8 protein-coding genes are annotated in these 11,624 nt (G+C 73.4%); 7 read left to right on the forward strand and 1 reads right to left on the reverse strand.

Going from position 1 to position 11,624, the window contains the following annotated elements:
• Nucleotides 1-69 precede the first annotated feature (69 nt).
• The 3 genes from AQJ66_RS04270 to AQJ66_RS04280 all read left to right on the forward strand — a co-directional run bounded on the left by AQJ66_RS04270 (nt 70) and on the right by AQJ66_RS04280 (nt 4,826).
• Nucleotides 70-1,434, forward strand: coding sequence for a maltokinase N-terminal cap-like domain-containing protein (locus tag AQJ66_RS04270; RefSeq protein WP_061916776.1), 1,365 nt, complete (start codon nt 70-72; stop codon nt 1,432-1,434).
• Nucleotides 1,435-1,438: 4 nt separating this feature from the next.
• Entirely contained in the window at nt 1,439-3,646 is a 2,208-nt protein-coding gene (gene glgB, locus AQJ66_RS04275) for a 1,4-alpha-glucan branching enzyme (RefSeq protein ID WP_061916780.1), read from the forward strand.
• A gap of 91 nt (nt 3,647-3,737) precedes the next feature.
• Nucleotides 3,738-4,826, forward strand: a complete 1,089-nt coding sequence (locus AQJ66_RS04280) for a glutamate--cysteine ligase 2 (RefSeq protein WP_061916783.1) — start codon at nt 3,738-3,740, stop codon at nt 4,824-4,826.
• 44 nt (nt 4,827-4,870) lie between these two features.
• Here AQJ66_RS04280 and AQJ66_RS04285 read toward each other — a convergent pair whose 3' ends face one another.
• Nucleotides 4,871-5,104: a DUF6480 family protein gene (locus AQJ66_RS04285; RefSeq protein ID WP_061916787.1), complete on the reverse strand. Its 234-nt coding sequence runs from the start codon at nt 5,102-5,104 to the stop codon at nt 4,871-4,873.
• Nucleotides 5,105-5,255: 151 nt separating this feature from the next.
• Here AQJ66_RS04285 and AQJ66_RS04290 point away from each other — a divergent pair, with 151 nt between their 5' ends.
• The 4 genes from AQJ66_RS04290 to AQJ66_RS04305 all read left to right on the forward strand — a co-directional run.
• Entirely contained in the window at nt 5,256-7,160 is a 1,905-nt protein-coding gene (locus AQJ66_RS04290) for an AMP-dependent synthetase/ligase (protein WP_061916789.1), read from the forward strand.
• Nucleotides 7,161-7,288: 128 nt separating this feature from the next.
• Nucleotides 7,289-7,720, forward strand: coding sequence for an ATP-binding protein (locus tag AQJ66_RS04295; RefSeq protein WP_061916792.1), 432 nt, complete (start codon nt 7,289-7,291; stop codon nt 7,718-7,720).
• Nucleotides 7,721-7,902: 182 nt separating this feature from the next.
• Complete coding sequence (locus AQJ66_RS04300; protein ID WP_061916795.1) at nt 7,903-9,276, forward strand: NAD(P)/FAD-dependent oxidoreductase; 1,374 nt, start codon at nt 7,903-7,905, stop codon at nt 9,274-9,276.
• 138 nt (nt 9,277-9,414) lie between these two features.
• The coding region (locus tag AQJ66_RS04305) for an FUSC family protein (protein WP_061916798.1) at nt 9,415-11,624 on the forward strand (2,210 nt) is incomplete at its 3' end.

The following is an 11,624-nucleotide window of genomic DNA, read 5'->3' on the forward strand; positions in this document are numbered from 1 at the left end:
CTCACCCGAGTCGCATCCCGCATCGGCCGCCGCCGCTGAGCGACCGCGCCGAGGAAAGGACGCGTCACCATGCCGAAGACCATCACCCTCCGGCCGAGAACAGCGGCCGGCGTCGACCGGCCGCTGGCCTCGCTGGGCGGACTGCTGCGCGAATGGCTGCCGAAGCAGCGCTGGTTCGCGGGCAAGGACCGGCCCGTCACCGACCTGTCGGTGCTGTCCGTGACCGAGCTGTTCCCGGGGTGTCTGCACCTGCTGGTCCACGCGGCGCACGTGCCGGTGCCCGCGCCGGGCGGCACTCCCCCGCCCGGCGACTGCTACCAGCTGCTGCTCGGCCTGCGCGAGCGGCCGGCCCCGCGCCTGGAGCGGGCGTACCTCGGCCGGGCCGAGCAGGGCCCGCTGGCCGGGTACGCGGTGTACGACGCGCTGCACGACCCGCGCTCGGCCCATCTGCTGCTGGAGCGGCTGCGGCAGCCCGGCACGGCGGGCCCGCTGCGCTTCGAGGCGGACCCTGCCGTCCACCTGCCGGGCGGGCTCCCGCCGCGGTTGCTGGACGCCGAGCAGTCCAACTCCTCGATCGTGTACGGCGACGCGTACATCCTGAAGCTGTTCCGCCGCATCCAGCCGGGCGTCAACCCCGACCTGGAGGTACCGGTCGCGCTCGCCGCGCAGGGCTGTGCGCGGGTGCCGGCGCCGGTGGCCTGGTTCAGCACGACCGCTCCCCGCCCGGCCACGCTGGGCGTGCTGCAGCCGTTCCTGCCCGACGCCAGCGACGGCTGGACACTCGCCCTGCGGGCGCTCGCAGCGGGCGACGACTTCACCGCCGAGGCCCGGGAGCTGGGCCGGGCCACGGCCGAGGTGCACCTCGCGCTGGCCGGGGCCTTCCCGCCGGCCGGGCGGGGCGAGAGCGGGCGCACGGCCGGGGCGATGTCGGCGCGGCTGGACGCCGCCGCGCACGCGGTACCCGCGCTGCGGCCCTTCGTCCCGGGGCTGCGGGCCGCGTTCGGCGCGCTGGCCACGTGCGACACCGGGCCGCCCGCCCAGCGCATCCACGGCGACCTGCACCTCGGGCAGGTGCTGCGGGCCGGGCGGGACTGGTTCGTCATCGACTTCGAGGGCGAACCGTCCCGGCCGCTCGCCGAGCGGCGGACCGAGCAGTCCCCGGTGCGGGACGTGGCCGGGATGCTGCGCTCCTTCGACTACGCGGCGCGTCAGCGCCGCCCCTGGCGGCCGGAGTGGGCGCGCCGCTGCCGGGAGGCGTTCTGCGCGGGCTACGCGGCCCGGGCGGGGTGGGATCCACGCAAGAAGCACGCGCTGCTGCGCGCGCACGAAACGGACAGGGCGGTGTACGAGGTGCTGTACGAGGCGAGACACCGACCGGACTGGCTGCCGGTTCCCATGGCCGCGATCAAGCGGCTCGCCGTGTGGGGAGGCTGAGGTCATGGCACTGCGCGACACCACGCGTCCCGAGTCCGCGGGACCGGCCTCCCCCGTGACCCCGCCGCTCGCCGACGCCGACCGCGGCCGCCTGCTGAGCGGGGCGCACCACGACCCGCACGCCCTGCTGGGCGCCCACCCGGTCCCGGGAGGGACCCTGTTCCGGGCGCTGCGGCCGGGCGCCCGCTCGGTCAGCGTGGTGGTCGACGGGATGCGCAACACGCTCACCTCCGAGGGCGGCGGGCTGTTCGCCGCCGTCCTGCCGTACGCGGAGATTCCCGCGTACACGCTGCTGCTGGGCTACGACGACGGCGAGCAGGAGGTGGCGGATCCGTACCGCTTCCTGCCCGCGCTCGGCGAGCTGGACCTGCACCTGATCCGCGAGGGCCGGCACGAGCAGCTGTGGCAGGCGCTCGGCGCGCACGTCATGACCCACCAGGGCGTGACCGGCACCCGCTTCACCGTGTGGGCGCCGAACGCCCAAGGGGTCGGGGTCGCCGGGGACTTCACGTACTGGGACGGCACGCAGTACCCGATGCGCTCGCTGGGCGCGTCCGGCGTCTGGGAGCTGTTCCTGCCGGGGGTCGGCGAGGGCACCCGGTACAAGTTCCACGTCACCTCCCGGTACGGCCACCGGTTCCTCAAGGCCGACCCGATGGCGCGGGGCGCGGAGATCCCGCCGGACACGGCGTCGGTCGTGACGGCCTCGCACTACGAGTGGGGCGACGCCGAGTGGATGGCGCACCGCGGCGACACCCCGGTGCACGAGGCGCCGTTCTCGGTGTACGAGGTCCATCTGCCTTCCTGGCGACCGGGTCTGACGTACCGGCAGCTCGCCGAGGAGCTGCCCGCCTACGTCAAGGAGATGGGCTTCACGCACGTGGAGCTGATGCCGGTGGCGGCGCACCCCTTCAGCGGCTCCTGGGGCTACCAGGTCACCTCCTACTACGCGCCGATGCCCGGGCTCGGCTCCCCGGACGACTTCCGGTTCTTCGTCGACGCCTGCCACCGGGCCGGGATCGGCGTGATCATGGACTGGGTGCCGGCGCACTTCCCGAAGGACGACTGGGCGCTGGCCCGCTTCGACGGGGACGCGCTGTACGAGCCCGGGAACCCCGTGCGGGCCGAGCACCCGGACTGGGGGACGTACGAGTTCGACTACGGGCGCACCGAGGTGCGCAACTTCCTGGTCGCCAACGCGGTGTACTGGTGCGAGGAGTTCCACATCGACGGGCTGCGCGTCGACGCGGTCGCCTCGATGCTGTACCTGGACTACTCGCGCGACTCCGGGCAGTGGGAGCCGAACGTCTTCGGCGGGCGCGAGGACCTGGACGCGGTCGCCTTCCTGCAGGAGATGAACGCCACCGTGTACCGGCGCTGCCCGGGCGTGGTGACCATCGCCGAGGAGTCCACCGCCTGGGACGGCGTGACCCGGCCGACGGACGGCGGCGGGCTCGGCTTCGGGCTGAAGTGGAACATGGGCTGGATGCACGACTCCCTGGAGTACATCCAGAAGGAGCCGGTGCACCGCAAGTACCACCACAACGAGATGACCTTCTCGATGGTGTACGCCTACAGCGAGAACTACGTCCTGCCGATCTCCCACGACGAGGTCGTGCACGGCAAGCAGGCGCTGGTGTCCAAGATGCCGGGCGACTGGTGGCAGCGGCGCGCCAACCACCGCGCCTACCTGGCCTACATGTGGGCGCACCCCGGCAAGCAGCTGTTGTTCATGGGGCAGGAGTTCGCGCAGGGCGGCGAGTGGTCCGCCGAGCACGGGCCCGAGTGGTGGCTGCTGGACCCGGAGTACTGCGCGGCCGGGGACCACCGGGGCGTGCGGGAGCTGGTCCGGGACCTGAACCGGTGCTACCGGGCCACCCCGGCGCTGTGGCAGCGCGACACCGATCCGGGCGGCTTCCGCTGGGTGCTGGGCGACGCGGCCGACGACAACGTCTTCGCCTTCCTGCGCTACGACGGCGCGGGCTCGCCGCTGCTGTCGGTGTCGAACCTCTCCCCCGTCGTCCGCCAGGACTACCGGCTGTGGATCCCGCAGGAGATCCCCGCCTGGGAGGAGGCGCTGAACACCGACGACGTCCGCTACGGCGGCGGCGGCGTCGCGGCCGGCGCGCCCGGGGCGCTGAAGCCCGAGGACGGATCTCTGCGGCTCACGCTCCCGCCGCTGGCCACTGTCTGGTTCACGCCGGTGCGCTGACCCGGCAGGTGTCGGCGGCCGCCCGGGGGGCAGTCGGGGTCGTATCGGACTCGCGACTGCCCCGCGGGGCAGGAAGAGAAGGGCGGCAGCAGTGCGCACCGTCGGAGTGGAGGAGGAGCTCCTCCTCGTCGATCCGGACAGCGGCGACCCGAAGGCGCTCGCGGCTGCCGTGCTCGCGCGTGCCGAGCAGGACGACCCCGGACAGGACGTCTTCGAGAAGGAGCTGTTCGGGCAGATGCTGGAGTTCGCCACGCATCCGCAGGCGGACATGGCGGCTCTGGCCGACGAGATCGTGCGCTGCCGCAAGGAGGCCGCCCGGCACGCGGGGCAGATCGGCTGCGCGGTCGCCGCGCTCGCCACCTCGCCGCTCCCGGTCAGCCCCTCCCTCACCATGAACGAGCGCTACCAGTGGCTGGCCGACCGGTACGGCATCGGGACCCGGGACCAGCTGGCCTGCGGCTGTCATGTACATGTTTCAGTGGAGTCGGAGGAGGAGGGCGTGGCGGTCCTGGACCGGCTGCGCCCGTGGCTGCCGGTCCTCAACGCGATCAGCGCCAACTCCCCCTTCTGGCAGGGCCGCGACACCGGCTACGACAGCTACCGCACGCGGGTCTGGGGGCGCTGGCCGTCGGCCGGGCCGACCGAGCTGTTCGGGTCCGCCGAGCGGTACCACCGGCGGGTGGCGGACATGGTGGCCACCGGCGCCATCCTGGACGAGGCGATGGTCTACTTCGACGCGCGCCTGTCCGCCCGCTACCCCACGGTCGAGATCCGGGTGTCGGACGTGTGCCTGTGCGCGGAGACCGCCGCGCTGATCGCCACACTGACCCGGGCCCTGGTGGACACGGCCGCACGGGACTGGCGGGCGGACCGTCCCGCGCCCGACCACAGTGTGAGCGTGCTCCGCCTCGCCGCCTGGCAGGCCGCCCGGTCGGGCCTGGACGGGGATCTGCTCGACCCGGCGACCATGCGGCCCCGGCCGGCTCCCGCCGTCCTGCGCTCGCTGCTGGACCACACCGGGGACGCGCTCACCGAGAGCGGCGACGCCCGGAACGTGGAGGAGGCCGTGACCGGGCTGCTGCGGCGCGGCAACGGCGCCCACGAGCAGCGGCGGATGCTGGAGCGCACCGGCAGCTTCCGCGACGTCGTCACCGAGTGCGTGCGCCGCACCCAGGGCTGACCGGCCCGAGCCGCCCGGTCGCCCCAGCCGGTCGTCGCCGGCGGCTAGAGGATCAGGGCGAGGGCGTACGCCAGGAAGCCCAGCGCCACCAGGGCGACCACGAGCAGGATCAGCGTCAGTGGCGCCTTGGCCCAGCCGGCGGTCCGGTCCTGCGGCTGCCGCGGCCCGGCCTCGGGCATGCTGCTCTCGGCGGGCGGCGTCTCACCGGGCGGGACCGAGCCGCCCGGTTCCAGGCCGGTGGTCCGCTCGGGCTCCGGATCGGGGTTCACGTGAGTCATGCACTCCGAGTCCCCCGGACACGGCCGGATCATCAGCCGATCACGACTTACCTGTTCCGGGCACCGAGACCGCTTCGCTGGGCTAGATTCGAGCATCGCCGCAACCGAGCCGACCGGCGAAGTCACCCTCTGTACACCCCGGGAGCAGCGCATGCGCGACGTCGCCCTCGCTCCAGCAGCCGTTCCGCCCCTGACCGGCGGCCTCGCGGACCGCGTCTTCGAGAACGCGGAGCGGATGCCGACCCTGCCCGTCCTCGCCCGCCGCCCGGACCCGGCGTCCGGCGCCTGGGAGGAGGTGACGGCGGTGGAGCTGCGGGACGAGGTGGTGGACCTGGCCAAGGGCCTGATCGCCGCGAGGATATCCCCGGGCCACCGGGTGGCCCTGATGGCCCGGACCCGCTACGAGTGGACGCTGTTCGCCGTCGCGCTGTGGACCGTCGGCGCGGAGGTCGTGCCGATCCACCCGACGTCCTCCCGGGAACAGGTGGAATGGATCCTGCGGGACGCCGGCTGCGTGGCCGTGGTGGTGGAGGACGAGCAGGGCGCGATGACCGTGGGCACGGTCTGCGCGCTGCTGCCCCGGCTCAAGCACGTCTGGCAACTGGACGCGGGCGCGCCGGCGCAGCTCGCCCGGCAGGGCGCGCTGATCCCGCTGACCACGGTGGAGTCGCTGCGCCGGATCGTGCTGCCCGACTCGACCGCGGTGATCGCCTACACCTCCGGCACCTCGGGCCGCCCGCTGGGCTGCGCGCTCAGCCACCGCAGCCTGGCCTACCCTTGCGACACCCTGCTGGCCGGCTGGGCCCACACCGCGGCGCCGCCCGGCGAGCAGCCGTCCGTGCTGGTCTTCCTGCCGTTCTCGCACGTGTACGGCATCATGATCATGTTGACGTGCCTGCGCGGCGGGCTGCTGATGGGGCACGAACCGGACATGGGCCAGGATGCGCTGGCGTCGGCGCTGCAGACCTTCCGGCCGACGTACCTCTACGGCGTGCCGTCGGTGTTCGAGAAGCTGTACAAGACGTTCCTGCGCCGGGCTCAGGAGGCGGGCCGGGGGGCGCTGTTCGAGCGGGCGGCGCAGACAGCGCGGGACTTCGCCGGGGCCGAGGAGCGCCGCAGGCTCGGTCTCGGTCCGGGCCCGGGCTTCGACCTCAGGCTCCAGCACGCGGTGTACGAGCGGACGGTGTACCGCAGGCTGCGGGGCGCGCTCGGCGGGCGGGTCGTGCGGGGCACCTCGGGCGGCTCCGCGCTCAGCCGGGAGCTCTCCCTGTTCTTCGAGGGCATCGGCCTGTACGTGCACGACGGCTACGGGCTGACGGAGACCTCCGGCGGGATCACCATGCAGCCGCTGGGCCGGGAGAAGTCCGGCACCGTGGGGCGGCCGCTGCCCGGGACCGACGTCCAGGTGGCCGACGACGGGGAGATCCTGGTGCGCGGCCCGTCGGTGTTCCAGGGCTACATCAGCGACGAGGCGCGGACCCGGGCCGCGGTGCGCGGCGGCTGGCTGGCCACCGGGGACATCGGGCACCTGGACTCCGAGGGCTATCTGACGATCACCGGGCGCAAGAAGGACGTCATCGTGACCAGCGGCGGCAAGAGCGTGGCGCCGGCGCCGCTGGAGCAGCGGCTGCGCCTGCACCCGCTGGTGCACCAGGCGGTGGTGGTCGGCGACGACCGGCCCTGCGTGGGCGCGCTGATCACCCTGGACCCGGACTTCCTCGCGCACTGGCGGCTCGCCCTGGCGCTGCAGGGCGAGTCGCCGGGCCGGGAGACCCGGGAGGAGAACGCGCTCAGGGAGGAGATCACCCGGGCCGTGGCCTCGGCCAACAGTGCGGTGTCCCGCGCGGAGTCCATCAGGGTCTACCGTGTCCTGCAAGAGCCGTTCGCCCCGGACAACGGTCTGCTGACGCCGTCCATGAAGCTGCGCCGGGACGCGATCGTGCGGCACTACGCCGCCGAGATCGACGCGATGTACGAGGCCCGTTCCCGCGCGGCCCGGCGGCCGGGTCCGGAGGAGCCGGCCGACTGGGACGAGCCGGACAACGTCTTCCGCTAGGAGGTTACGGACGGTTACCCGTCCCGGCTGTGGGAACCCGCAGCTTGAAGTGATCAGCAGAAACGACGACCGCCCTGGTCGCGAGGGGCCGCCGGCCCCGGCGCGGCGACGGGGCCGGGGAATGCGAGATGACGACGGAGCCGCGTTGGGACGACTCACCCTCGGAGGAGAGGTACGAACGTACGTTCTCCTTCCCGGGTGAGCTGCGCAACGTCACGGGCGCGCGGCTGGCCGCGGAGGACTTCCTGTGTGTGCTGGCCGGCGACGCGCCGCCGGGCGCGCCGGAGTACTGGGACGACATCCTGCTGGTCGTCACGGAGCTGGCCGCCAATGCCATCCAGTACGCCCCCGGGCCCTTCGCCCTGCGGATGCGCCGCACCTTCGACGGTGTGCACGTGACGATGCACGACACCAGCACCACCCGGCCCGAGCCGCGGCCGTTCCATCCGGACGCGGGCGGCGGCGGGATCGGCTGGCACCTCGTGCACACGCTGTGCACCCAGGTCAGCGTGGTCGTCGGCGACCGCGGGAAGGACATCCACGTGTTCCTGCCCTGGTGACACCACGTGTAGCCGGGGGCGATCGGGTTACTCCGTCCTGGACACGGGCATGCCGGTGCCCACGCGTCCGCCCGCCTGCCGCAGTCCGGCCGGGGGGACGGCACGGGGCACGGTGGGATCGATGCGGCGATCCGGGGCATGCGAACGGCGTCCAGTCGGACCGCCTGGAGCCGCAGAAAGGGATGGACACCGTGACACGACCCAGGATCCTGGTGGTGGGTGCAGGCTTCGCAGGAGTCGAGTGCGTCCGCCGCCTGGAGCGGAAACTCGCCCCGGACGAGGCCGACGTCACTCTGGTGACGCCGTTCGCCTACCAGCTCTACCTCCCCCTGCTGCCCCAGGTCGCCTCCGGCGTGCTCACACCGCAGTCGATCGCCCTGAGCCTGCGCCGCAGCCGCAAGTACCGCACCCGGATCATCCCGGGCGGCGCGATCGGTGTGGACCTGAAGTCCAAGGTGTGCGTGATCCGCACCATCACCGACAAGATCGTCAACGAGCGCTACGACTACATCGTGCTGGCACCGGGCAGCGTGACCCGCACCTTCGACATCCCCGGGCTCACCGAGCACGCCTTCGGGATGAAGACCCTCGCCGAGGCCGCGTACATCCGCGACCACGTCATCTCCCAGTTGGACCTCGCGGACGCCAGCGACGACCCCGCCGAGCGGGCCGCGCGGCTGCAGTTCGTGGTGGTCGGCGGCGGCTACGCCGGCACCGAGACCGCGGCCTGTCTGCAGCGGCTCACGCACGCGGCCGTCCAGCGCTACCCGCGCCTGGACCCCGGCCTGATCAAGTGGCACCTGATCGACATCGCGCCCAAGCTGATGCCGGAGCTGGGCGACAAGCTCGGCCGCAGCGCGCAGGAGATCCTCAAACGGCGCGGGATCGAGGTGTCGCTCGGTGTGTCGATCGCCAAGGCGAGCCCGGAGGAGGTCACCTTCACCGACGGCCGGGTGGTGCCGACCCACACCTTGATCTGGACGGCCGGCGTGGTCGCGAGCCCGCTGATCGCCACGCTGGGCGCGGAGACCGTCAAGGGCCGCCTGGCGGTGACCTCCGAGCTGTGCCTGCCGGGCCACGACGGGGTGTTCGCGCTCGGCGACTCGGCCGCCGTGCCGGACCTGGCCAAGGGCGACGGCGCGGTCTGCCCGCCCACCGCGCAGCACGCCATGCGGCAGGGCAAGAAGGTCGCCGACAACGTCATGGCGGCGCTGCGGGGCCAGTCCCTGCAGCGGTACGAGCACAAGGACCTCGGTCTGGTCGTCGACCTCGGCGGCAAGGACGCGGTGTCCAAGCCGCTGGGCGTCGAACTGCGCGGGCTGCCCGCCCAGGTGGTGGCCCGCGGCTACCACTGGTCGGCGCTGCGCACCAACGTCGCCAAGACCCGGGTGATGACCAACTGGCTGCTGAACGCGGTCGCGGGCGACGATTTCGTCCGAACCGGCTTCCAGGCGCGCAAGCCGGCCCGGCTGAAGGACTTCGAGTACACCGACTCCTATCTGACGCCGGAAGAGGTCCGGGAGCGGGTGGAGGGCCGGACCGCCGGGAGCCTGTGATGTGACGCGGCCCCGCCGGCCATGGGGCACGACGGCCGGGTGACCGGCCGTCGTGCCATGCTGGGTCGAAGATCGTATTTCGGCAACGGGAGAGAGCGCGGCGGCGTGAGGGAAGCGGTTCGGTCGGGCTGGGCACGGATGCGGGACCGGCTGGCGGCGTCCGATCCCGGGCTGCTGCGGCTCACCGCGGGCCTGCGCACCGTCACCGCCATCGCGCTCACCCTGGCCGTGCTGGCGGTGCTGCGGATGCCGGTGCCGCAGTTGGTGGCGGGCTCCATGGCCGCGATGGTCGCGACGTTCGCCATCCGGGAGAAGCAGCGCTCGCGGCAGGCCGTCACCCTCGCGCTGGGGCTGCCGGTGGCGCTCGCCGCGGTGTCGCTGAGCGCGGTGCTGAACCAGTGGGTCGTCGTGGGCGACCTGTCGTTCGTCGTCCTCATCTTCTGCGCGGTCTACAGCCGCCGGTTCGGCGACCGCGGCACCGCCCTGGGCCTGATCGGCTTCCAGGTCTACTTCCTTTCGCTGTTCGTGCACGCCACCGCCGCGATGCTGCCCGCCCTGTGCGGTGTGCTCATCGTGGCGTTCGCGTGCAGCGCCACCGCCCGCTTCGTCCTGCTCCCGCAGACCCCGGCCGGCACCCTGGACCGGCTCCGGTGGGCGTTCCGGGCCCGCCTCGGGCAGCTGCTCGCCACCCACATCGAGCTGCTGGACGCCGGCCCCGACGGGGTGGGCGAGATCCTCGAGGACGTCCGCACCGGCACCGCGCGGCTGCACGAGACGGCGCTGATGATCCAGGGCCGGCTCGAGGACGGCACCGCGGACGAGGCGACCGCGCGGCTGGTGCAGCGCCGGATCGCGGACGCCGAGATCGCCGCGGAGCGGCTCGGCCTGCTGCTGCTCACCGCGCGCAGCGCCGAACGGACGGACACCCTCACTTTGCACCTGCCCGGCGCCGTCCTGCCCGCCGGCGGGGAGCTGCCGGTACGGGACGAGGCGACGGCCGTGCTGCGGCGGGACCTCGGGGCGCTGCGCCTGCTGGTGCTGCGGCCGATGGGCGAGGCGTCCGGGACGGCGCTGGCGCACGTGCGCAACCGGCTGCTCGGCTACCGCGACGAGGAGAACCTGCCGCAGGCCTCCCCCGCCGTGCAGGACGTGTTCCGCGGTCTCGGTGAGGCCGCGCGCGCCGTCATGGGCCTGCGCCTCGCCCTCGACGGGCCGCAGGACGAGTCCGACGACTCCCCGGCCACGGCCCGCTCGCGCGAGGAGCTGGACGCGGAGAACGCGGCCATCGAGAGCAGCGAGGAGGCCGAGCCGACGGAGCCGCAGCCGTCCGGTCTGCGGCGGCCCACCACCCGGGCGGCGGTGCAGGTGGCCGTCGGCTCGTCCCTGGCCATCGCCGGCGGTGAGCTGCTGTCCGCGCAGCGCTGGTACTGGGCGGTGCTGACCTGCTGGATCGTGTTCATCAACACCGCGTCCACCGGCGAGATCCTGGTCAAGGGCTACCGGCGGCTGCTGGGCACCGTGTTCGGTGTCGTGGCAGGCATCGGCCTCGCCGGGCTGGTGGGCAACCACACCTGGACGGCGTTCGCCCTGGTGCTGGTGTTCATCTTCGCGATGTTCTACACCGCGCCGCTGTCGTACACGCTGATGTCGTTCTTCGTGACGGCGATGCTGGGGCTGCTGTACACGCTGCTGAACACCTACAGCCCGGCGGTGCTGCTGCTGCGGGTGGAGGAGACGGCGCTGGGCGCGGCGTGCGGGGTGTTCGCGGCGGCGGTGGTGCTGCCGGTGCACACCGACCGGCGCACCAACGAGCTCCTGGCCGGCGTCCTCGACAAGCTGGCGGACGTCACCCGGGCCGCGGTGGACCAGCTCAGCGGCGGGGCGCCGGCCGACCTGGTGGAGAAGGCCCGCGAACTGGACCAGGCGCTGGCCGACCTGCGGGGTGCCACCCAGCCGCTGACCCATCCGATCAGCCCGCTGCGCTCCCGCCGCGACACGGCCCGCTACGTGGTGGCGCTGCTGGAGACCTGCGCCTACCACGGGCGGTCGCTGGCGGCCACCGCCGAACTGCTGCCGACGCACCCGTCGATCGCCGCCGACCCGCGGCTGCGCACCGTCTGCGGGCGGATCGTGCACAACATCGACGCGATCGCGGCGCACGTCCGCGATCCCCGCTCCACGGACACCGTGGAGTCCGGCCCCAGCATCGCGTCCCTCCTGGAGCCGGGCACCCTGCGCACCCCGCGCTACGGGCGGGTGACGGACCGGGTGCTGCGCCACCTCCAGCGCCTGGACGAGACGGTGGCGGGTCTGGCCCGGCCGCTCGGGATGGCGCCGGAGCCGGCGAA

This window comes from Streptomyces bungoensis (genome assembly GCF_001514215.1).
Lineage (GTDB): Bacteria > Actinomycetota > Actinomycetes > Streptomycetales > Streptomycetaceae > Streptomyces > Streptomyces bungoensis.

What these genes read in the sequence shown, in the direction of transcription:
- AQJ66_RS04290 (WP_061916789.1), top strand. Translation starts at nt 5,256, where the DNA reads ATGCGCGACGTCGCCCTCGCTCCAGCAGCCGTTCCGCCCCTGACCGGC.
- AQJ66_RS04270 (WP_061916776.1), top strand. Translation starts at nt 70, where the DNA reads ATGCCGAAGACCATCACCCTCCGGCCGAGAACAGCGGCCGGCGTCGAC.
- AQJ66_RS04285 (WP_061916787.1), bottom strand. Translation starts at nt 5,104, where the DNA reads ATGACTCACGTGAACCCCGATCCGGAGCCCGAGCGGACCACCGGCCTG.
- AQJ66_RS04300 (WP_061916795.1), top strand. Translation starts at nt 7,903, where the DNA reads ATGGACACCGTGACACGACCCAGGATCCTGGTGGTGGGTGCAGGCTTC.
- glgB (WP_061916780.1), top strand. Translation starts at nt 1,439, where the DNA reads ATGGCACTGCGCGACACCACGCGTCCCGAGTCCGCGGGACCGGCCTCC.
- AQJ66_RS04295 (WP_061916792.1), top strand. Translation starts at nt 7,289, where the DNA reads ATGACGACGGAGCCGCGTTGGGACGACTCACCCTCGGAGGAGAGGTAC.